This is a genomic window from Arthrobacter sp. GQ119, assembly GCF_059759125.1.
The window spans coordinates 16,677-37,289 of record NZ_JCAXEA010000002.1 but is presented as its reverse complement, the minus strand read 5'-3'; the positions used below and the strand labels follow the sequence as shown (position 1 = coordinate 37,289).

The following is a 20,613-nucleotide window of genomic DNA, read 5'->3' as shown; positions in this document are numbered from 1 at the left end:
GGTGATTTCCCGGCATTCGATCGGGTCCGGGGCTGAGTAAACGCCCGCGTATACGGAGACGCGGTCACGCACTGCTCCTCCCAGGAGGCTGTAGACAGGTACGTCAAGTGCTTTGGCCGCTATGATCAACAAACTCGAAGGCCAGCTCACCGCCACCCTGCAGCTCACCGAGCAGGACTACCCGACGGCGGCGCCCCTGATCCCTGCCCTCGAACAGAAAGTGGGCCGGATCATCGTCAACGGCTGGCCCACCGGCGTCGAAGTAGGCCACGCCATGGTCCACGGCGGCCCCTTCCCCGCCACCTCCGACTCCCGCACCACCTCCGTCGGCACCCTCGCCATCAACCGCTTCCTGCGCCCCGTCGCATACCAAAACCTCCCCCCGGAACTCCTCCCCACACCCCTGCAGGACACCAACCCCTGGCACCTCAACCGCCGCATCAACGGCGAACAGCAGTTGGCGACAACCTACGCGTGAATGGCAGTTCACACACGGAGCGGCGGGTACCGCCGGGTGATGAAAACCTGAGGACGTAGGGCCAGAGCGATGATGCAGGACTTGGCGGCCAGCAGCCGCGCACCCGTGCGCCCTTGACTTCGCATGCCCCGTGACTTTCGGTCGCGAGTCTACGGCGAGGCGACCTCCGAATGGCGCACTGGTTTCCGCCCGGATCCTTCGGCGTGGAGCGGCTGGGAGTGGGCAACCGATGGTAGGTTCCCCGGCCGGTGGGACGACCTGATGGCCCCGATGCTACCGCCTCCCCTGGGACCGTCTTGCTTCTGGTCGAGAGGCTGGCTTATCGTGGCAGGAGTTTCACCACTTTCACCAGTTTCACCTAGTTTCACCTACTTGTACCCAGGAGGTACGGTGCAGAATCCCTTCAAGCCGACGGCCGGAGCCACCCCTCCCGAGCTGGTAGGGCGGGCCGGGCTGCTCGACGAGTTCGAGTACGGCCTGCAGCAGGGTTCCGGCGCGCCAGGGCTCTTGACCATCATCACCGGCTCCAGGGGCATCGGCAAGACGGTCATGTTGAGCGAAGCCGAAGGCATCGCCCGGAGTCACGGATGGGCCGTGATCTCCCGGACAGCCACTCCGGGCTTCCTCGCAGGGGTCGGCGATGACATGCTCCGCCTCCTGGACGAACTAGGAGATGGGACTCCGTCGCGGAAGATCACCGCTTTTTCAGCAGCAGGATTCGGACTCACAACCCAGCTCCCGCCGGAACGGACCGCTGACTGGCGCCGGACCGGGAACGAACTGCTGCGCCAGCTGGACGAACAAGGCACAGGACTCGTCATCACCATCGACGAGATCCATGCCGTCGACAGGACGGAAATCGCCCAACTGGCCGCCGACGTCCAGCACTTCATCCGCGACGGGCTACCCATCGGCCTGATCTTCGCCGGCCTGCCATCAGCCGTGTCCGACCTGCTGAACGAAGGAGTTGCCACCTTCCTGCGGCGGGCCGACAGGATCAACCTCCACGAAGCAGCCATCGCGGAAGTCACCGCATCGTACAGCGAGCTCTTCAGCCAGGGAGGCATCAGCATCTCCCCCGACCTCATCAACGAGGCCGCCGAAGCCACGGAGGGGTATCCCTTCCTGATCCAACTGGTGGGCTACTACCTCTGGCTCGAAGCCGACAAGGCAGGATGGAAACTGGACCAGACCAACGTCCAGCGTGGAATCGCTGTCGCCCAACGACGGAACACCTTAGTAGTCGTCGAGTCAGCACTGTCGGACATCTCGGACAGAGACCGCGAGTTCCTGGACGCGATGGCCGCTCAGGACGGACCCTCTGCCGCCGGTCAGATCGGCGCCATCCTTAAAGCCAAGCCCAACGTCATTTCCAAATACCGGAACAGGCTCATCGCCGCGGGTCTGATCGAGTCCGCCGGCTACGGCAAAGTCGACTTCGCAATCCCCGGCCTCCGCCAATACCTCCGCGAGTAGGTTGACGGAATATCCGTTATCTGCCTTTTAAAACAGGCGGGGGAGTGCCCCGAAAAGGGCGTTCCTGCCCGTCGCTTACCGCTCCTCACCCTTGCGGCTGGCTGTCTTCGGCGCCGGACAGCAGGGCGTTGGTCACGTCGAAACAATTACTGACGTGATGGAAGGGCGCCGGGAAATCGAAAGCGTTACCTACATCGTTCGCAATCCCAGTGGAGCGAGCCCGTCACCTTCACCCAACAGCACAGTGGTCCGTGTCGGTTCACCAGCGGCGGAGACCACAGTGGCTGAAGCCGATGTAGTAATTTGTGCAACCTCTGCCAGCAAACCGCTCTTCGATTCCTCGCTTGTACGAGCTGATGCCATCGTCATCGCTGTGGGTTCCCACGAACCACACGTGCGGGAAATTGACGCTGCATTGTGCGCCCGTGCACAGGTCATCGTCGAAGATGTGCCGACCGCGTTGCGTGAATCCGGGGACGTCATTATGGCCATCGACGAGGGCGCTTTGGCTGCAGAAGATCTGATCCCCATGAAGGACGTGGCCAACGGAACGGCACGCCTGGACCTCACCCGCCCTGTCCTTTTCAAGAGCTCGGGGATGTCGTGGGAAGACCTTGTCGTCGCAAAGGCAGTCGTTCAGGCCTTAAAAAACAGCAATGCGGTTGCCGTTGGCTGAACTCCCCATCGGCACGCTCCGATCAAGGCAACGCCCGGTGGGAAAGAAGCCGGAGGCGCCTACTCCCCCAACGGGAGCCTCACTCCCCTGGACGGCGTTTCAACACTTAGAGCAAGCACGCCCATTCCTCAGTAGGAGCCTCCATTGACAGTTACCGGCTCGTTAATCGGCCAAATCACCGCCCATCGGCACCATGGCGTAGCCAATGAGAATAGCCGGAAACAGGAAACCACAGCGGTCCCTAACAAAGGCCACAACATCGTCGAGCGGGGATTCAACCGATTCAAGCACTGGCAGGATACGGGGGCCGTCGGCCGCCAGCATGCGCCCACGGCTACGCCGATGGCTCTATTTGATGACGAACCAATGGAGTCGCGGACGACACGGAAAAGCACGCGCAGGCAGTCACGTCGATAACTGCTCATCCGGACCTGGACAGGCATGACAGATTAACCGCAGCAAGAACGGCCACGGAAGAAGGGCTCGGTCCCGCACACCGCCATGCCATGGACGCTTCTGACACAATCTCCGCCGTTTACCGCCAGCCTCCAGCCAGAGCATCCGAACAGCCGGCCCGACCATGAGCGTAAAAGACGTATGAACCAACCCAAGGTCATGTCGCTCAGATCCCGTGGTCGAATGTCAGCTAGCCTCGCTGTACGCGAAACCCGTCAGTATGAGTCCCGATCAGCTTCACGCAGCCAAGGACCCCAGGGCCGTTCTGCTGTGCCCCATCACGCGATATCTGTACCGTGCACTTCCCGTCCTGGCGAACCATTGCCGCAGACACGATTTTCTAGCGCACTAAGAAACAAGGTCACCCGGAGCCCTCCGTGAGGAGAACGCCGGGTGGCCTGCCATATTCGGGTTCTGTCATGCGGCCGCCTGGACGAACGAGCGCAGTGCTTAGAACGTCAGGTGAGTGACGTAGTGCCGAGACATGGGCGCGCCCGATGCGATCTCGGCAAGGCGGGTGGCTCCTTCAGGAGAATTGCGCCAGGCGACATAGGTATCTAGGGCCTCCTGATCGGCCCAGTGCGTCAGCAGCCACAGCTTCGATGGGTCTTCCGGGTCGGCAAGGACCTCGGTGCCCTGGTTGCCGGGAAATGCGGCGGTGTGGGGCAGGTCAGCGCGGAGGATGTCATCGACGCCTTCCGCGTCGGGGCGAATCGACATCTCAAGCAGGGCGACGGCAGTCATGCGGCCGCTCCGCTGGCCGCGGCGAGGAGGTCGGCTATCGGTGCGGACAAGCCGGCACGGACCTGGCGAGTGGTCTCGTCTGCGAGGACCTCGTCCACGTTGTCCTGAAGTCCGTCAAGGATGTCGCGCACGACGTCGGCCGGGTCGTTCATGTCGCCGGGGATGCCTTCGGTCAACGGGGTACGGGTGTAGGCGAGGTATGCGCCAAGGACGTGGACCCTGGACGGCGCGAAGTTGAGACGCTGCGCGTTGGTCGCTGACCACAGGGCCGCTTTGGAGACGCTGTAGCCGTTGGTGAACGGCAACCAGCTTACGACGGAGGCGATGTTGACCAGCCCTCCCTTGCTGGCTCGGAGTGCGGGGGCGAATGCGCGCGTGACAGCGAGGGGGCCGAAGAAATTGGTCTCCATGACCTCGCGGATCTCGTCAGGGGGGCCGTCGACGAGGGAGGTGTCGCGGTAGATGCCGGCGTTGTTGATCACGATGGTTACGTCGCCTGCCTGGGCGGCCGCAGCGGTGATCGAAGCTTCGTCGGTGACGTCGAGGGCGAGAGGGATCACGCGGGCGTCATCCCACGTACGGGGCGTGCGCGCGGCGGCGTAGACGCGGGTGGCGCCGCGCTCGAGGGCTTGTCGGACGAACTCGGTGCCGAGACCTCCGTTGGCGCCGGTGACGAAGACAATGGACTGATTGATGTCGACCATGTGGTGTGCTCCTGAGGGTCTTAGTGGTTGATCGGTCTTGTGGAGTGGTGACGTGCGGTCGTTCAGCGGGGCAGGCGGTTGAGCTTGCGCAGCTGGGCGTCGAAGGCGCCGGTGGGCACGTAGCGGCGCATCCTGCTAACCGGGGCGACGTGCTTGGAGGACGGGACCATGAGGACTCCTTATTCATTGGATGATGATCGTAATACTATGCACAGGGATATCGCGATCGCAAGAGGCGCGTCGGAAACTTGCCCGTGCTGGCGAAAAATATTATGGTCGTAATAAGAACTGGCAGAGGAGCAGCGAAAAGATCGATGCGTTACAGCAGTGACCAGAAGGAAACGACCCGCAGGCGCATCATCGACAAGGCCGGCGAGCGGTTCAAGAAGGACGGCATCGTTGCCTCCGGTATCTCGGCGCTGATGTCCGATGCGGGCCTGACGAACGGCGCGTTCTACGCACACTTCGCTTCAAAGGACGATCTCGTGACCACCACAGTCACCGAGCAGCTCCTCGAGGAGAAGGACCGGTTTGCCGCTCAACCAGGTGAAGCCGCAGCGTTCGAGCGTGTTGTTCGCACCTACCTGTCGCCAGGTCACCGCGACGATCCGGCACACGGTTGCCCCTCTGCCGCTCTGCTCGAGGAGATCAGCAGGTGTACGACGGAGACCCGTGACGCCTACACCGAGGGCGTACTCACCAGCCTGGCCCCCTTGGCGGCCGAACTCGACACCGGAGACTGCGCAAATGCCCAGGTTCGAGCCCTCGGCATCTTTGCCGTGATGGTGGGCACGCTTCAAGCCTCCCGCGCAGTCACAGACCCTGCCATCTCGGATGCAATCCTCGAACAGGGCATAAAGAACGCGCTTTCCTTGGCCAAGTAACCTCGACGCAGCGATGGGGTCACGGCAATCGGGGCGCTATTTAGCTCTGCGAATAGACCGCAGCCCTACTCATGCCGGTTGGAGCAGGTGAAAGCGGTCATCGCTCAGAGCCTCATGGTTGGGAATAGGGCAATCAAAGGTGTCGCATCCTAGGCCATAAAGCCGAAATGTATCCAGACCCGAGAGACGGCGAGGCAGCCCCAACCGTCAGGCACGAATAGACGAACCACCGTCTCGACTCCGCCCTCGGCCTGATCCCGTTGCATTATGCTGCCACTGGCGTTGCCGCGGCCGCGGTGTAACTGGTGCCATCTCGGATCATGGCCCAGAGGACGTTAAGGCGGCGCCTTGCCAGCGAGAGCAGCGCCTGGATGTGGGATTTTCCCTCCACGCGTTTGCGGTCGTACTAGGTCCGGGAGGCGGGGCAGGACTTCAGTGCGGAGAGCGAGGACAGGTAGAAGACCCGGAGCAGCCGCCGGTCGTAGCGTCTGGGCCTATGGTGATTGCCGCTGATTCTCCCTGAGTCCCTGGGGCCGGCGCCAGTCCGACGACGCCCGCGAACCGATCAGCGGACTGGAAGACGGTGAGGTCACCGCCGGTGGCGCCAAGGAACTCGGCGGCCAGAACTGGGCCAAACCCTGGCATGCCCAACAGCACCTCGGGGTGCCGGTGTTCGGCTACTTTCTCGCTGATCAGCGCATCGAGTGCGGTGAGTTCCTCGTTCAGGGTTGAGATTTCGCGGGCGAGTGCGGCGACGATCTCCTCCCCCACGTGCTGGGCGGGAACGATGGTGTGCTGGGATTTGGCCGCCTCGATGGCGGCTGCGGCAACTGCTGCCGAGGAGCGGGCGCCGTGCTTTTTCAGCCAGGCGTGGATCCTGGCTTGGCCGGCGCGGCGGATCCCGTACGGAGTGCGGTGTTTGGTCAGCAACAACAGTGCGGCTTTGGAGCGGCTGTAGTCGAAGGCCTGTTCCAGTGCGGGGAAGTATTCGAGCAGCTAGGCCTGGAGCCGGTTGATCGCTCTTACCCGGTCCGCGGATTTGTCGGCACGGCGTGCTGTGAGGATCCGTAGGCCGGTGCTCGTTTCGTCCCCGGCTCAGGGGCGCAGCAGTGCCGATTTCGGTTGAAGTCAGTACCGAGGAACTGCGTCGTGATCAGTTGAAGTGTGCGCTTTCCTCGGCCCTTCGACGTTGGAAGCACTGAAACTTCCCGTTCGCCGCTAAGTTGCGGAGAGCCTGGCGCCCACAAGGCGAGCTAGTCCAGTTGGGGCACACTCCAACCTGACAGAGAACTTGAGCGTGAATGGCCGGGCAGCGGGCGATTGGCTTTGAAAATAGACCCTGCTGACCAGACGGTCGCCGGGCGGGGCGATTGTCGAGGATGTTCACGAGATCACAGCACTTTATTTATCCAACTGGACTTTATTAGAATCAAATAAAGCGTAGTAAATCTTGTAAGATCCCTTGTATGGATCCCGTGAACAACCCCTACACGCCGAACGCGGGCGCTACCCCAGAGATCGTCATCGGCCGTGATGAGCTGCTGGAGGACTTCCGGGTGCTCCTGCGCAGACTCGACAGAGGCCGCACCAATCAGTCCATGATCATCACGGGACTCCGCGGTGTGGGTAAAACCGTCTTGCTGGGAGAGTTCCGCCAGATAGCCGAAGAGTTCAAATGGAAAGTCCTGGAACTCGAGGCCAGCAAACACGACGACGACCATTTCCGCCGGACCATCTACACGCAGCTGCGGGCCGCGCTTTACCAGATCTCGCCTCGGGCAAAGTGGGGTGACAAAGCCCGGAAGGCGGCCCAGGTTCTACAGTCCTTCAGCCTTTCCATTGATCCTTACTCCGGCATCCCGACCCTCTCCCTCGATGTCGACGCCGCGGAAGGCTTCGCCGACCACGGCAATCTCAGCCTGGACCTGACCGACGTCCTGGTCTCGATAGGTGAAGCCGCCAGGGAACACGGGACGGGCCTTGTACTGCTGTTCGATGAGGTCCAGTTCCTCAGCCCGTCACAACTCGAGGCCGTCATCCAGGCGATCCACAAGTCGGTGCAGAGGAAGCTCCCGGTGACCTTCGTCGGTGCCGGGCTGCCCCAAATCGCCGAACTGGCCGGCGACGCGAAATCCTACGCCGAGCGACTGTTCAAGTTCCCCAAGCTGGGTTCCCTGGGTTTCGAAGACGCGAAGAAGGCCTTTGCAGAACCAGCGCACATCGAACAGGTCCACTTCGATGAGGACGCCTTGGTCCGGGCCTTCGAGCTCACCGAGGGCTACCCCTACTTCGTGCAGGAACTTGGATACCAGGTCTGGGCCGTGGCAGACGGTGACGTCATAACACTCGATGATGTCGAGGACGCGAAGGACGCCTACGAGGCAAAACTTGATTCCTCCTTTTTCCGTGTCCGACTGGACCGGGCCACCCAGCTGCAGATCGCCTACATGCGCGCCATGGCTCAGCTCGGCCCCGACTCCCAGAAAGCCGCGGATGTTGCCGCCGTCATGGGACGCGAATCCACCCAGCTGGCCCCCACCAGATCAGAGCTCATCAACATGGGACTGCTGTACACACCCGCCCACGGCTACGCAGGATTCACCGTGCCACACTTTGACCGGTTCATACTGCGGGCAGTGCCGCACCTGGAGGTCCCGCCAGTCCAAAAGCGCCGTCCCAAGCCCCAAAAATAGCCTTCCCAGCCAACTCCGGCCCGGCGGCGGCCTTGCAGCCAGTCATGCATCCGTTCTGGATTTCGCAGGTCTGCTGCTACAGCCGCCAAATGGTGGCTTTGGTCTAGATTGACGGAACGGCGGTTATCGGCTCTCGAGTGTACTGAGACGTTCGGAGGAAGTCGGCTAATACGACTACCTCTTCCTGGCTGGAGCATCTCAACTTACTCCTGCAGGATTGCCATACAGAGCGGCTAGTAATTCCACCTGCGGCGATGGCGGTTGCGCCTGCAGATCCTTGCGGCTTATTCATCACTCGGGAATTCCGATCCCAGGGTGGAGAGGATACCGAACGCCTTGACCCGAATCTCCTCGTACTCCTCTTTAGCGAGGGAATCTGAGGTGATGGCGCCGCCGACGCCCAACGTCAGGTCGGCGATTGCCTCTGTACCGTCCCCTGCTTCTTTGACTGTGACCAGCGTTCGTATAGTGACTGCGAGGTCTGTTGCGCCGTTGAGTGAAAAGTAGCCGATTGCGCCAGAAAAGATACCACGCGGTGCACCTTCTAGCCGGTCGAGGATGGCCATGCTGCTGATTTTAGGTGCCCCGGTCATCGAACCTGGAGGGAAGCAAGCGGCGACAGCCTTGGCCCGGGAAGAGCCGGGCTGTAGTTGCGCGTCAATGGTACTCACCATCTGGTGCACTGTTGCGTAGCTTTCGATTTCGCACAGCCGGCTCACGGTGACGGTCCCGGGTTGAGCCGTTTGGCTGAGGTCATTGCGTAGAAGATCCACGATCATAATGTTCTCGGCGCGGTCCTTCAGCGATGTCTCCAGCTCCTGCCTGAGTTCGCGGTCACGGGCAGGGTCAGCGGACCGGCGGCGCGTGCCCTTGATGGGTTCGGCGCGCATACCACCGTCGGACGTCATCTTGAGGAAGCGCTCCGGTGACGTACTGGCCACAGTGATGCTGCCGAAGTGCATGTAGCTGCCAAAAGGTGAAGGGTTCTTGCGGCGCAGCGCCAGATAGGTCTGCCAAGGTGCCGCGGAGGCGGCCGGCACGCGGGCCGAAAGAGTTGTGGTCAGGCAGACTTCGTAGGAGTTTCCTTCACTGATCTCGTGTTGGGCGGCGCTGATATTGTTCTTGTAGTTGGACTTGGTTTCGCGGCTCCTGAACCCGGGGCTCACCGAATGAGTGTGGTCGCTGTTGGCATCCGCCCCGCCTCCGGCCGCTTTCTGGGTTGCCGCCGCAACAGCTGTACGCGCGGTTTCGAACCATGTGCCCGCGTCGGACGACTCCAGTGCCAACAGCCAGACGTGACCCTCCAGGTGATCCAAAACCACGGCCCTGCCCGCAAAAATCAATGCGGCGTCAGGAGTTTGAGCAGCCACATTTGTTCCGCCTGTTTCACGTTTGAGCTCGTAACCCAGCCACCCAAGCCAGCCAAGAGTGAAGTCGCCCGGATATTCTTTGGGGCTGGGCGCCGGCCTCTCCCCCCACACGGTCTCGAGCCAGCTGAAAAACGGCCCAGGCACTGTGGCCGTGGCAGAGCCTGCAGATATGATGCTTTCCCCACAATGGTGCATGACCATTTTGCCTAAGGCGCCATCGTCGCTGGCGAGAATACTGAAGCGGTTTCGGTCTACTGCGGCGGCGGATTCGGAGGAGCCTGCGGGTGCGTTGGAGGAGTCCAGCCAAACAGCGTTCCTCGAGGAACCGTAGAGGTCGGCAAACAGTCGCGCGACATCCGGGCGGCCCTCCAGGTCCACAACCTGAAGCTTGCCTTGGCGGTGGTTTCCGAATTCAGGGGCTAATTTCTTCGCTGTGGCGGGAAGAAAGGGAAGGAGTTGCAGCACATGCTCAGCGGCTGAGGTTCCAGTCTTACCCGCAACCCTGATGTCTGGGTTCGTGGAGGCTGGCAGCCCATGGTTGTTACTCGGCAGCACACGGTCTTCCGGGTGGTCGCCCTGATTCGGGGTCGGCAGGGTCGGGACTACGCGAATGCCCAGCTCCTTTGTCCCAGGCAATACTCTTGCTGAATCTATCCAGATTGTGGCGGTCAACAGGTGCCGTGCGCTATCAGCAGCCGCCCCCACCCCCTCGACGAAAATGACCTCGGCGGCAAGGGTGAGCTGCGTGGCGCCGTAACGAGGGCTGGTCTCCTGCGCACCCAATATTGTCGGCTGCTCACCCCGGCTAAGAGGGCTTAGAACCGAGGAGATGTAACGCTCGATATCAGTGTCGAGGCCGCTCCACCCAGGATAAATGTCCTCGAGATGAAGCACTGCCACCTCATGGTGCGTCCTGATCCGGGTCGCCAGTTCAATGGCAAGAGCAGCTTTCGCTTCGCTCGGGTGTCCATCAATTGCGATGATCAAGGGTGGGAGTTTCTTCATCGGCTCTGGTTTAGTGCCGGAACGTGTCTTCGATTCATGGCCAATTGAGGCTGCTGCGGGAACCCCTAGTTGGCTGCGGATCTTACGCACCAGTTACTTGTCCTGCGCTTTCGTCTTCTCCCAGCAATGACAGCCGAGGAGAATTCCTGCCCGACGGTCTCCTGTCGGGCAACGGAGGTGGCGGCCCGTCGTGCGAGAACACGGCGAGTATGGGTGCTCTCACCGTCCATGTATGAGGCTCATAGCTTCGGCTCGCGTGGCCGGGTCATGAAGCTGCCCCCGCACAGCGCTGGTGATAGTTGTAGCACCAGGCTTGCGGATACCGCGCATCGACATACAGAGGTGTTCGCATTCGATGACCACAATTGCTCCGCGTGGCTTCAAATGTGTCACCAGTGCTTCGACGATCTGCGTGGTTAGGCGTTCCTGCACCTGCGGTCGCTTGGCGAACATATCCACCAATCTGGCTAGCTTGCTCAGCCCAGTAACTACGCCGTCATGGGAGGGGATGTATCCGACATGCGCGGCACCATGGAACGGCACCAAGTGGTGCTCGCATGTCGAGTAAAAGGGAATGTCTTTAACCAGGACAAGTTCCTCGTGACCCAGGTCAAAGGTTGTGGACAGGATTTCGGCGGGGTCATCGCGCAAGCCCGAAAACATCTCCGAGTAGGCTTTAGCCACACGGCTGGGGGTGTCCAGGAGGCCGCCGCGATTTGGATCCTCGCCAATGGCCAGTAAGATTTCGCGCACGGCTGCCTCAATCCGAAGCCGGTCCACCCCATCCTGTTCTACGGAGCCAACCCCAAGCGGGCCAGTGGGCACAGTTTCAGTCCTGATGAGAGGGGCCCCTTCGGGCGATGCTCCCCTAACAACTTTACGAACCGATGGGATGTCTCCTCCGGGGCCAGGAGTAATCTCCGTAAAGGCCCTCTGCGACCGGGGCAGGGGAACCAGTTCAGCCATTCTCAACACCACCCGCCGGGGCGGCCATATGGTTATTTAAGGCTCCATAGCGGTTGCCCAAACCTTTTACACCGTCCGCCGCGTCTGACCAGTGTTGCTCAAGAGTTAGACCGAATGGAACCTCCGTGCTGAGCGCAACGGTGAACAGCTGCGGGCTGTAGCGAGTAACCATAATGCCCTTTGAACCGTGCTCACGCGCCCTTAATCGCGCAATTTCTTCAGCTTCCGCGAGCTGCTGGTCTATGGTCAATCTGGTTTCCACCATCATGGTCATGGCAAATTCGGACGTCGGCATTTTTTTGATTTCCTTCCGTTATCGGGCCCATACTTTGTCTTCACCACAGATTGCGCTTGAGTAGCAAACACTCCGAGCCATTAGGGAGTGGCACGCTTATATACAGTTATTTCGCTGCGTAGGAAAAGGCGACGCGTGTCCGCGCCGTCATGTTGGAGCCAAAGCATGCTGGCGTCCAACGCGAGCATGTCCACGCATCCTGAGGCAATAAGTGCTCCCCTGGCGTATATTTCCACCTCGTCGTTGGGCAGGAGGCTTAGCCATTCGAGGATGGGAGCCGATCGGTGTAGTGCGTCTCCATTTACGCAAGACGGGTATGAAAGGTTCGCGGGCTGTCCCAAGGTCATTAGCGGATGGCCTCAAATCGTCGAATCTCTCGATAACTGGGAGGCGCCTCCCCGTCCGGTGGACGTTCGCTCAGTCGAACATTCATAGTCCTCTTTATGCCGTGAAATCAGTTTGAAAAGATCCGCTGGGCGGGTTGGTCGGGTTGGGTCAGCTCAGCCACGGACAGTCCCGGGCGGAAAAGCTGCACGTCCCCGCTGGGCCGGGTGAGCCGGACGCTCCGGTGCCCGTCCCCGCGGCATCCGGGACGATGGTGACCGGCGCGTCCAGAGTCAGGGTGAGCCAGGCCGCCAGCAGGATGGTGGAGGGCGAGTCCGAGGCGCCTTCGACGGCGAGGAAGATTCCGTCGGCCAGTCCGACATGGGCGGTGAGTACTGCCGGTTGTTGCTGATCTATTCCATCAGCTGTGGCAGTGATTTCGTCACGGATAAGGGACAGGTTAGTGCAAGGGAGCTTGCCGTTTCATCCTGTACTTTTATGTCAAGTATCTTCTGGCTCATGATTGAGAATCCTTTGCTACTGTGGCTCGGGTCTGGATCTTCTTGCCCTTCCCGAACGGAAGTAGTCGCCGGATGGCTGCTGTCTGTTTGGAAGTCGCTTCCCACTGGGAGAGGCCGACGGCGGCGAGAAGGGCGACGCCGTTGAAAAGGTCATTGATCCAAGGGGCCGCGCCGATCAGTTGCAGACCCTTGATGCCGGTGGCGAGAACATAGACCGAAATCACGGTGCCCCATACATTAAGCCGACCGCCGCTGAACTGAGTGGAGCCTAGGAATACTGCGGTGAGTGCCGGCAGCAGCAGGCTTGGGCCGACGGTTGGATCACCAGTGTTGATGCGGGAGGTCAGAAGTACGCCGGCGAGGGCGGCGATTGCGCCGCCAGCCATAAGTGCGCCAATCTGTAGCCGTGCAACGTTGACCCCGGCGAGCCTTGCGCCGTCGGGGTTATAGCCGGCAGCGTACATGCGACGCCCTACGGGTGTTCGTTCCAGGATGTACCAGACGATGAACGCCAGAATGATCATGATGTAGGCAGAATTTGTCACGCCTAGGAATCGTCCTGTCGCGACGAGGCGGAAGCCTTCCTGAAGTCCGGTGATTTGCTGGCTCGTGGAGAGCCAAGCGAGTCCGGCGAGCAGGATAGAGCTCAGTCCCAGGGTTGCGATAAAGGAGTCGATTTTTCCTTTGGTGATGATGAGACCGGAGATTAGACCCACGATCGCCCCGGCGAGCAGAGTCAGCGGGATTGCCACAGCGAAGGGAACGCCCATCTTGACCTGAAGGGTCGCGACTACGATGCCGGCAAAGCCTACTTCGGCGCCGATCGCGAGGTTGAAGGCGCCTGTGACGAGCGGGATGAGCACCGCAACCGCCGCGATGACAGTGATGGCTTGGGCGTCCAGCAGAGTCCGCCAGACGCCGGCCTGGAGGAATGTCTCGGGTGTCACGATCGAAAAGATGATGAAGATCGCGATGAAGATGTAGATGGCGCTGATGTTTCGAAAGGAGAAGGGATTTGCCCTGCCTCCTCGGGTTTCGACGCCGGCGGGTTTGGCCCCGTTAAGTTCGGGCCCGCCGGACCTGTGTTCTGTGGTCTTGGCTTCGGTGGTTGTCACTGTTTTCCCTTATTTTCTTCGAGCGGAGTACCCGCTGTAGCGCCGGTGCCCGCTAATCCGTATCCCTCCAGGATCAGCTGCGTTTCCGTCAGTCGGTCGCCGGTGAGTTGGGCGGCCACGCGGCCGTTGCGGAGCACGATGACCCGGTCGCAGAGGCGCACGAGTTCTTTGGCGTCTGAAGAACAGACGAGTACTGCGGCGCCTTCAGCCGCGGCCGCCTCGGTTGCCGCATAGATGGCCTGCTTCGCGCCGATGTCCACGCCCTGGGTCGGCTCTTCCAGGAGAATGACCAGTGGCCGGTTCCGCAGCCATTTGGCGAATACGATTTTCTGCTGATTGCCGCCGCTGAACTGTGAGAACTTCTGTTCCAGCCGTGGCGGTCTGACGTCGTATTTCTGGATCAGGTCGGCGGTTTCGGTGCGCTCCTTCTTTCGTTGCAGATTGCCGAACCGGTTACGAAGGCTTCGCAGTTCCGGCAGCGTGATGTTCTCGCGCGAGCTCATGGCCCGTACTGCGCCGAAGCGGGCGCGGTCGCCCGCGACGAAGGCCATTCCGCGCCTAATGCTTTCCGCGGGGTGGCGTCGGACGTAGGCTTCGCCAGCGACGGTGTATTCGTCAGCTTTCGACTCCATCGCTCCGAACAACATCGCAGGTAGTGCCTCTCGCCCTGAACCCAGGACACCCGCAACGCCCAGGACCTCTCCCGCATGGAGGGTGAGGTCCACCGAATCCACGCCGGCCCCCTTTAGAGCCTTGACAGCGAGAACCACCTCGCCGCCCTTCTTGCGCTTTGATCCGCTGACCATGGCGGCCCCGGCAGGGATACCCGTGACGTGTGCGACTAACTGGTCGTGGTCCAAGGCCCGGCGGGGCACATCGGCGGTTTTCTTGCCTTCGCGGAGTACCACGACGCGGTCCGCCATTTCGAGGACTTCATCGAGACGGTGCGAGATGAAGATAACCCCGGCCCCATTTGCGGCGATACGCTTCACGGCATCGAACAGAACTTTTACTTCGCTGGCGTGGAGGGCCTCGGTTGGCTCATCCAGAATTAGCACGTTCCGGCTGTGGGTCCATCCTTCCAGGGCCCGGGCGATCGCGATGATCGCCCGCTGGGCGGGCGTGAGCGACTTGATCGGGAGATCGACATCAAAGTGCTCGCCGAACTGGCCAATAAGATCAAGTGCACGGGCACGTTCCTGCTTTTTGTTGAACGGCGCAAAGGAAGCGCCGCCCTTATACCGGGTGATCCCAAGGTTCTCGATGGTGCTCAGTTCAGAAATTAGACCAAGGTCCTGGTGGATGATGTGCAGCTCGGTCTCTTCGGTGCCGCTCGTGGACAGTTCCACGGTTCCGCTATCGGCCATGTAGAGACCGGCCAGAACCTTAACGAGCGTGGATTTTCCGGAACCGTTGTGGCCAACGACTGCGACGACCTCCCCACCATGAAGCTCCATCGAGACTGAATCCAGTGCGCGCAAGCCGGGAAAATCCTTGACGACCGCCCCGATTCTGAGGAGCGGTGCCGACTCACTACTCACGTCGTCGGCGATCAGAGGTTCAGCGGTCATGGGTTATTTACCCCAAAGCTTCTTGAAGTCCTCCACCATGTTCGGGTAGGCGACGAATCCCTTCGGGTATTCGGCCGCATTTGCAGGAGTAATGACCCGTGACATGGCCTGGGTGGCCTTGGCCCAGTCGTCGTAAACCACCTTTTCGCCCATGTGACGGCGGAGGCCCTCATCGAGGAGCAACCATGCGTACATGTTGTAGTCTGCAGCGTAGCCAGCCGATTGGAGGCCATTGGCAATCTGCTCCACGTTTGACGGCAGTGAAGAATGACCGATGCCTGCCACGTTAATTCCGGCCAAGTCCTGCTTTGCCTTCAGGCCAATCTGCATTTGGTCGGCAACCGTCATGAAGTACTGAGTCTCGGGGTGCGCCTGCAAATCACTCACGATGGCATCGCCGGCAGTCGTGTCCATCGTTGCTACCGGAATTTCCACGACGCGCAGCTTGCAGTCGGAGCACAGCGTGGCAAAAGATTCACGGATGGCCTCAAGCTGCACGTGAGAAAACGTGAATTCGGGAACGTGATAGAAGACAAAATCCTTGCTCGTTCCGCAGGTGAACTTCACTGCGCTGGCAGCCAAGACTTTACCGTTCTCGATCGAAGCGCCACGGCCCGATAGCGACTCGAGCAGGCCGAAGTCAGCGGCATTGGTGGACCCGGCGTAAACGACAGTGGTCCCTCCTGCTTCGAGAGCCTTGAGCTGGTCCTGGAAGAACGTTGCATCGACCGCTGCGGCGACCAAGACGTCAGGCGCCGACTCCACAACCGTTCCAAGCGCGGCATTAATGCTCTGCGCGTTGGTTCCCGTAGAGACCCGCTGCATCTGAACACCCGCGGTCTTTCCCGCGGATTCCAGGAATCCCCAGATCATGCCGCCCACAGCTGATCCGTTGTCGAGGAAAGCGACAGTGGTTCCCGGGTCAATCGGCTTAGGAAGCGGCTGGGTCACAAGCAGCCCAGTTGCTTTCTGCTCAAAGGGCTCCAAGAAGGCGTGGGCAGCTTTGTAATCCACTCCCTGAAGCGGCTGGGCTGCGCAGCTACCATCCGCCGCCGGGTAAACGGCTCCGGCTGCCACTGAATCATTACCGGGTTCGGCGCTGCAGCCGCCGACGATCAAAGAGATGGAGGCGAGTGCTGCGGCAGTTCCAAGGGCCCTACTAATGCGTCGTTGCATGGTCTTTGTTCGCTTTCTGATGACTTCGTTGTCGGATTGCGTAAGCGTTCTGGGGGTGACGCTCATTCCGGATTAATTCCTCGCCACTCACACTCGTGAGATACGCAGTGGGTTCCGGATACCACATGGTATCTTTACGGTCTTCGGTGGTCAATGGTTTTTAGGGGCAAAGCGCGGGCCCCGGGGAACTCAGATTTCCACTAGATAGCTGGTGAAGCCGCCTTCCCCGCTCGCTGCTCCGGAAATTGCTTCATTGATCTCATCGAGCGGCCAGCTTTTCGGCTGAAGCACGGATATGTCGATGGTTCCGCTGCCCACCATTTCCGCCAGTTCCATTGCTTCGGCTGAGGTAAACCAAACCGAGCCAATCAGCTCCATCTGCTCGTCCATCCACCACTTGACGTCAACGGTGAGCTCGCCGGCCGTTCCGCCGATATTAATGATTCGGCCGCCGCGTTTTACGCCGTGCATCGCGTCCTTAAGCGAGTCCAGGGAGGCGACCGCGCCAAGGGTATCGACCATCAAATCGGACCCAACCCCTCCAGTCAGGGACCGCACCCACGATCCGGTGCTGCCTTCACTGTTGGAGAAGGTTTCAATTCGTTCGGGTGCAAGGGCCTTCAGCCGCTCCAGCAGCGGCAAGCCTCGTGCGACGGCGAAGATGCGTGAGACGCCCAGCGCGAGAGCGATTAGCGTGACGCCGACCCCCAGTGTGCCGGTGGCACCGTTGATAATCAGCGACTTGCCAGCCAGGGGGCCCATTTTTTTGACTGCCGCGTAGGCGGTCCCGAGGTACCCCATCCGGGTCGCCTGCCGGAATTCGATATTGTCCGGCAGCTTCACCAGGGCGCTTTGTGGTGCGCGCATGTATTCGCAGAAGCCGCCGTGAGGGTGGTTCTTGAACATTTCGAGGCTTTTCTGGTTGTAGCCGAAGTACCCGTTCAGCGTCCAGTAATCGCACTTCTGCGGAGTTCCTGAGGCACAGGCGTGACAGGCGCCGCAGGAGCGGCCCGGATTGACGTAGACACGGTCACCGGGTTTGACGTTCACCACGTGCTCACCGACCTCGTGGACCACCCCGACAGGGTCGAGACCAAAAATTGCCGGGCGCGGTGGGAGCGGCATTTGCGGGTACCAGGTCTCCCAGTTCGCCAGCACGTTGGCCAGGTTGGGGACCATCCCGCAGCCCTTCACGGCGACGACGACGTCGGTGCCGCTTGCGCGCGGCCGTTCGACGTCCTCGATCAGCATCTCTTTGCCAACGGTGTGGAGCCGCGCGGCACGCATCAAGTTGTTCATATTTTTCCTCTCAGGAGCAGGCAATTGAGTTGGTTAGTCTTCGGGCGCTACGGTGACCCGGATGCCTGACAACTGGTCGCCGCAGGTCAGCTGGCAGGACAGGCGGGAATGAGGCTCCAAGTAGTCTGAGGAGTCGAGGAGGTCTTCTTCGTCACGTGACTTGGCGGGAAGCTCCGCACCGGCAGGCAAGGTATCGATGTAGACATGGCACGTCGCGCAGGATAACGCTCCGCCGCAGAGTGCCTGCAGTTCATCGATGCCAGCATTGCGGATGTTCTGCATGAGTGAGACACCGGGCCGGCCCTCGACTTCGTGGTCAACTGCATCGCGGGTGGTGACTGTGAATTGCATGATGGTTCCTCTTCTTTGAGTTGGGGACTGCCGCGGCGCGGCATGTCAGACCGCCGCAGCAGCCTCTTTGAGTGATCTCTGTTCGTCGGCCAAAATCGCCGCGTCGACGTGAGCGCCTGCTTCAACGAGCCCGCGGCCGTGCATATAGTCCCGGGTTGCGTTGATGCAATCCATGGCAATGACCACCCCTTGTTTCAGATAGATCAGCGAAAAACTGCGGCTCTGCGGGTCCCCGCGAAGGACAGTCTCGTCGTAGCCCAGGCTGAGGCCGATGGTCTTGAGCCGGAGGTCATACTGGTTTGACCAGAACCAGGGGACAAAGTGCACTGGCTGGGCCTGGCCCGCGATTGCTTTGGCGGCTGCCTGCGCCTGTTCAATGGCGTTCTGCCGCGATTCGATGCGGATGCCGGGGCCGTTCCTAAGCACGGCACTGTCGCCGATGCAGTAAACATCCGGAAGAGACGTCAGGCAATGCCCATCAACCAGAACGCCCATGGCGCCCGCCGCGGCTTCTGCCCCGGCGGCCAGAAGCGGTTGGATCGCAGGAATGATCCCGATTCCCACGATCACCTGGTCCGCGTCGATGACAGTTCCATCGGTGAGCCGCACCCCGGCGACGTTGCCGTCCTGGCCGAGGATCTCAGCGACACCGGTGCCAAGATGCACTGACACGCCGCGGTCACGGTGCTCGTTTTCATAGAACCGTGACACCGGTTCGGCCGCGACCCGGGCGAGGAACCGGTCCAGCGCCTCGATGATGGTGACTTGTTTGCCCATTTCCCGGAGCACTGCCGCCGCCTCCAGGCCGATGAACCCACCGCCGATCACTGCGATACTGCGGCTCTGCGGCAGGGCAGACATGAGCCTGTCGCAGTCAGCCATGTCACGGATGGCATGGATGCCGGTGAGGTCGTGCCCGGGGCAGTTGAGCTGGCGGGGGCTGCCCCCTGCCGCCCAGACCAGAGTGCCATAGCCGAACACGGAACCGTCGCCGCAGCTGACTGTTTTAGCCTGAGCATCAATGCCATCGGCGTGCATCCCCAGGCGGAGTGCGACATCCTGTTCGGTCCAGTACTCGGCCGGGCGCAGCAGGAGCTGGTCAAGGCTCTTCTTTCCTGCGAGGTATTCCTTTGACAGCGCCGGACGTTCGTAGGGGTGAACAGCCTCCTTGCCGAGAAGTCCTATTGTTCCTTTAAAGCCTTTTGTCCGCAGGGTGAAGGCGGCCTCTGCGCCGGCATGTCCGCCACCGATGATGAGGCAGTCGAAATGTTCCTGGCTCATGATGCGTCGCCGCCGATCAGCACGAACATGACTTTGGCCGTGCGGTCCCCTTTGTTGCGCCATGCATGGCGCGTTCCGCACTGGACCACCACGTCCCCGGTCCGCAGATGCGTGATGTGGCCATCGTCGAGTTCGAGCCAGAGCTCACCGTCGATGACGATGCCGTAGTCCACTGTCTCGCTCTGGTGCATTCCGGGGGCGTCCGGCTCAAAGAGCTCGGCCAGTCCGGGAATGAACTCCCGCTGCTCGGCATCTGCGGCTTCCGGGTCAAAATCCGGGTTCGCGTATCCAGCGTCCGGGGGGAAAGCCACCATCATGAGGCGGGTCTCGCCGGGCTTCGGGAGGACAACTGTTCGAAGCGGCGCCGTTTCGGTTTGGTGCTGGGGCAGCTGCGGGGGGGCCGTTGTGGTGTATAGAACGGAGGTCAGCATCCCCGGAATGGCGCTGTAGTGGTGTGCATTCGGGACGGGACCGTCACTGACAACGACGGATTTCCCCTCCCGCAAGCCGGTCACCACACGGCGCGGAACGGCGGGACGGTCAGGCAGGTTCATGGACAAGTCCTTTCCGGGCGAGGCGCGGCCGCATGTCGTTGACATCCAGACTTAGGTGGCCGGCTGCGTACAGCTGTCGTTTTTCTTCTTCCATCGCGGCGCGTCGTCGGGCGTTCTCCAGCACGGCGGCGGCCGAACCTTGGGGTACCAGGCAGACGCCGTCGTCGTCCGCCACGATCACGTCTCCCGGGGTAATCAGGGTGTCACCGCAGATGATGGGGACCTGAACGTTGGCGAGCGTTTCCTTCACCGTTCCCTGGGCGCTGACTGATTTGTTCCATACGGGAAAACCCATGGCGCGCAACTGGGCGACGTCTCGGACGCCGGCGTCGATAATGAGCCCGCGGATGCCCCTGGCCATCGCAGAGGTGGCGAGGAGGTCACCGAAATATCCGTCGTCGCAGGGCGACGTCGGAGAAACTACAAGGATGTCTCCTGGCTGCGCCTGTTCCAGCGCGACATGGATCATCCAGTTATCGCCGGGGGCTACTTCGCAGGTCAAAGCGGGGCCTGCGATCGTCGCCCCGGATTGCAGGGGACGGAGCCGGTGATTTAGGAGACCGGTCCGGCCTTGCGCTTCATGCGCCGTTGCAACATCGAGTGCTGCGAAGCCGTCGCAGAGCGAGGCCTCGGTGCGGGTGATGCCTGTTACTACCTTTGCCATTACCGATTCC

At 61.1% G+C, this 20,613-nt stretch carries 19 protein-coding genes and 1 pseudogene; 5 read left to right on the top strand and 15 right to left on the bottom strand.

Features of this window, described 5'->3' with window-relative positions:
* Positions 1 to 130: 130 nt before the first annotated feature.
* From AC6CH3_RS02045 to AC6CH3_RS02035, 3 genes and pseudogenes are all read left to right on the top strand, one after another.
* Positions 131 to 478, top strand: a pseudogene (locus tag AC6CH3_RS02045) (aldehyde dehydrogenase (NADP(+))); the annotation flags it as partial.
* A gap of 390 nt (positions 479 to 868) precedes the next feature.
* Positions 869 to 1,954 carry a DUF8462 domain-containing protein gene (locus tag AC6CH3_RS02040; protein WP_498130870.1) on the top strand — a complete coding sequence of 362 codons (1,086 nt, stop codon included), beginning with the start codon at positions 869 to 871 and terminating at the stop codon, positions 1,952 to 1,954.
* 91 nt (positions 1,955 to 2,045) lie between these two features.
* Complete coding sequence (locus AC6CH3_RS02035; protein WP_498130869.1) at positions 2,046 to 2,630, top strand: hypothetical protein; 585 nt, start codon at positions 2,046 to 2,048, stop codon at positions 2,628 to 2,630.
* 162 nt (positions 2,631 to 2,792) lie between these two features.
* Here AC6CH3_RS02035 and AC6CH3_RS02030 read toward each other — a convergent pair whose 3' ends face one another.
* The 3 genes from AC6CH3_RS02030 to AC6CH3_RS02020 form a co-directional block, all read right to left on the bottom strand.
* On the bottom strand, positions 2,793 to 2,954 hold the full coding sequence (locus AC6CH3_RS02030) for a hypothetical protein (protein WP_498130868.1): 162 nt from the start codon (positions 2,952 to 2,954) through the stop codon (positions 2,793 to 2,795).
* 582 nt (positions 2,955 to 3,536) lie between these two features.
* Complete coding sequence (locus AC6CH3_RS02025) at positions 3,537 to 3,830, bottom strand: antibiotic biosynthesis monooxygenase family protein (RefSeq protein WP_498130867.1); 294 nt, start codon at positions 3,828 to 3,830, stop codon at positions 3,537 to 3,539.
* Complete coding sequence (locus tag AC6CH3_RS02020; protein WP_498130866.1) at positions 3,827 to 4,534, bottom strand: SDR family oxidoreductase; 708 nt, start codon at positions 4,532 to 4,534, stop codon at positions 3,827 to 3,829. Before AC6CH3_RS02020 ends, AC6CH3_RS02025 begins: the two co-directional genes overlap by 4 nt.
* Positions 4,535 to 4,848: 314 nt before the next feature.
* Here AC6CH3_RS02020 and AC6CH3_RS02015 point away from each other — a divergent pair, with 314 nt between their 5' ends.
* Entirely contained in the window at positions 4,849 to 5,418 is a 570-nt protein-coding gene (locus tag AC6CH3_RS02015) for a TetR/AcrR family transcriptional regulator (protein WP_498130865.1), read from the top strand.
* 432 nt (positions 5,419 to 5,850) lie between these two features.
* Here AC6CH3_RS02015 and AC6CH3_RS02010 read toward each other — a convergent pair whose 3' ends face one another.
* On the bottom strand, positions 5,851 to 6,351 hold the full coding sequence (locus AC6CH3_RS02010) for a transposase (RefSeq protein ID WP_498130864.1): 501 nt from the start codon (positions 6,349 to 6,351) through the stop codon (positions 5,851 to 5,853).
* 533 nt (positions 6,352 to 6,884) lie between these two features.
* Between AC6CH3_RS02010 and AC6CH3_RS02005 the strand changes: the two genes are divergently transcribed.
* A complete protein-coding gene (locus tag AC6CH3_RS02005; RefSeq protein ID WP_498130863.1) occupies positions 6,885 to 8,111 on the top strand; it encodes an ATP-binding protein in 1,227 nt (408 codons plus the stop codon).
* A gap of 284 nt (positions 8,112 to 8,395) precedes the next feature.
* Here the strand turns inward: AC6CH3_RS02005 and AC6CH3_RS02000 are convergent, their stop codons facing one another.
* The 11 genes from AC6CH3_RS02000 to AC6CH3_RS01950 form a co-directional block, all read right to left on the bottom strand.
* Positions 8,396 to 10,486: a chorismate-binding protein gene (locus AC6CH3_RS02000; protein WP_498130862.1), complete on the bottom strand. Its 2,091-nt coding sequence runs from the start codon at positions 10,484 to 10,486 to the stop codon at positions 8,396 to 8,398.
* A gap of 219 nt (positions 10,487 to 10,705) precedes the next feature.
* Positions 10,706 to 11,326 carry a GTP cyclohydrolase I FolE gene (gene folE, locus AC6CH3_RS01995; protein WP_498131133.1) on the bottom strand — a complete coding sequence of 207 codons (621 nt, stop codon included), beginning with the start codon at positions 11,324 to 11,326 and terminating at the stop codon, positions 10,706 to 10,708.
* 118 nt (positions 11,327 to 11,444) lie between these two features.
* Entirely contained in the window at positions 11,445 to 11,747 is a 303-nt protein-coding gene (locus AC6CH3_RS01990; RefSeq protein WP_498130861.1) for a hypothetical protein, read from the bottom strand.
* A gap of 841 nt (positions 11,748 to 12,588) precedes the next feature.
* Positions 12,589 to 13,707, bottom strand: a complete 1,119-nt coding sequence (locus tag AC6CH3_RS01985; protein WP_498130860.1) for an ABC transporter permease — start codon at positions 13,705 to 13,707, stop codon at positions 12,589 to 12,591.
* A complete protein-coding gene (locus AC6CH3_RS01980) occupies positions 13,704 to 15,278 on the bottom strand; it encodes a sugar ABC transporter ATP-binding protein (RefSeq protein WP_498130859.1) in 1,575 nt (524 codons plus the stop codon). Before AC6CH3_RS01980 ends, AC6CH3_RS01985 begins: the two co-directional genes overlap by 4 nt.
* 3 nt (positions 15,279 to 15,281) lie before the next feature.
* Positions 15,282 to 16,520 carry a sugar ABC transporter substrate-binding protein gene (locus tag AC6CH3_RS01975; RefSeq protein ID WP_498130858.1) on the bottom strand — a complete coding sequence of 413 codons (1,239 nt, stop codon included), beginning with the start codon at positions 16,518 to 16,520 and terminating at the stop codon, positions 15,282 to 15,284.
* A gap of 123 nt (positions 16,521 to 16,643) precedes the next feature.
* On the bottom strand, positions 16,644 to 17,753 hold the full coding sequence (locus AC6CH3_RS01970) for an alcohol dehydrogenase catalytic domain-containing protein (RefSeq protein WP_498130857.1): 1,110 nt from the start codon (positions 17,751 to 17,753) through the stop codon (positions 16,644 to 16,646).
* 33 nt (positions 17,754 to 17,786) lie between these two features.
* The gene (locus AC6CH3_RS01965) at positions 17,787 to 18,104 is read right to left on the bottom strand and encodes a 2Fe-2S iron-sulfur cluster-binding protein (RefSeq protein ID WP_498130856.1); all 318 of its coding nucleotides are present in this window, start codon (positions 18,102 to 18,104) and stop codon (positions 17,787 to 17,789) included.
* A 45-nt stretch (positions 18,105 to 18,149) separates the two neighbouring features.
* Positions 18,150 to 19,385 (bottom strand): NAD(P)/FAD-dependent oxidoreductase, encoded by a 1,236-nt coding sequence (locus tag AC6CH3_RS01960; RefSeq protein ID WP_498130855.1) that lies wholly within the window; start codon positions 19,383 to 19,385, stop codon positions 18,150 to 18,152.
* On the bottom strand, positions 19,382 to 19,939 hold the full coding sequence (locus tag AC6CH3_RS01955) for a cupin domain-containing protein (RefSeq protein WP_498130854.1): 558 nt from the start codon (positions 19,937 to 19,939) through the stop codon (positions 19,382 to 19,384). The genes AC6CH3_RS01960 and AC6CH3_RS01955 overlap by 4 nt, the downstream gene beginning before the upstream one ends.
* Positions 19,926 to 20,603: a 4-carboxy-4-hydroxy-2-oxoadipate aldolase/oxaloacetate decarboxylase gene (locus tag AC6CH3_RS01950; protein ID WP_498130853.1), complete on the bottom strand. Its 678-nt coding sequence runs from the start codon at positions 20,601 to 20,603 to the stop codon at positions 19,926 to 19,928. Before AC6CH3_RS01950 ends, AC6CH3_RS01955 begins: the two co-directional genes overlap by 14 nt.
* Positions 20,604 to 20,613 lie beyond the last annotated feature (10 nt).

Excerpts from the sequence above, each read along its gene's own strand:
- AC6CH3_RS02030 (WP_498130868.1), bottom strand. The coding sequence starts at position 2,954 with ATGCTGGCGGCCGACGGCCCCCGTATCCTGCCAGTGCTTGAATCGGTT.
- AC6CH3_RS02025 (WP_498130867.1), bottom strand. The coding sequence starts at position 3,830 with ATGACTGCCGTCGCCCTGCTTGAGATGTCGATTCGCCCCGACGCGGAA.
- AC6CH3_RS02020 (WP_498130866.1), bottom strand. The coding sequence starts at position 4,534 with ATGGTCGACATCAATCAGTCCATTGTCTTCGTCACCGGCGCCAACGGA.
- AC6CH3_RS02015 (WP_498130865.1), top strand. The coding sequence starts at position 4,849 with ATGCGTTACAGCAGTGACCAGAAGGAAACGACCCGCAGGCGCATCATC.
- AC6CH3_RS02005 (WP_498130863.1), top strand. The coding sequence starts at position 6,885 with ATGGATCCCGTGAACAACCCCTACACGCCGAACGCGGGCGCTACCCCA.
- AC6CH3_RS02000 (WP_498130862.1), bottom strand. The coding sequence starts at position 10,486 with ATGAAGAAACTCCCACCCTTGATCATCGCAATTGATGGACACCCGAGC.
- AC6CH3_RS01990 (WP_498130861.1), bottom strand. The coding sequence starts at position 11,747 with ATGCCGACGTCCGAATTTGCCATGACCATGATGGTGGAAACCAGATTG.
- AC6CH3_RS01980 (WP_498130859.1), bottom strand. The coding sequence starts at position 15,278 with ATGACCGCTGAACCTCTGATCGCCGACGACGTGAGTAGTGAGTCGGCA.
- AC6CH3_RS01975 (WP_498130858.1), bottom strand. The coding sequence starts at position 16,520 with ATGAGCGTCACCCCCAGAACGCTTACGCAATCCGACAACGAAGTCATC.
- AC6CH3_RS01970 (WP_498130857.1), bottom strand. The coding sequence starts at position 17,753 with ATGAACAACTTGATGCGTGCCGCGCGGCTCCACACCGTTGGCAAAGAG.
- AC6CH3_RS01965 (WP_498130856.1), bottom strand. The coding sequence starts at position 18,104 with ATGCAATTCACAGTCACCACCCGCGATGCAGTTGACCACGAAGTCGAG.
- AC6CH3_RS01960 (WP_498130855.1), bottom strand. The coding sequence starts at position 19,385 with ATGAGCCAGGAACATTTCGACTGCCTCATCATCGGTGGCGGACATGCC.
- AC6CH3_RS01955 (WP_498130854.1), bottom strand. The coding sequence starts at position 19,939 with ATGAACCTGCCTGACCGTCCCGCCGTTCCGCGCCGTGTGGTGACCGGC.
- AC6CH3_RS01950 (WP_498130853.1), bottom strand. The coding sequence starts at position 20,603 with ATGGCAAAGGTAGTAACAGGCATCACCCGCACCGAGGCCTCGCTCTGC.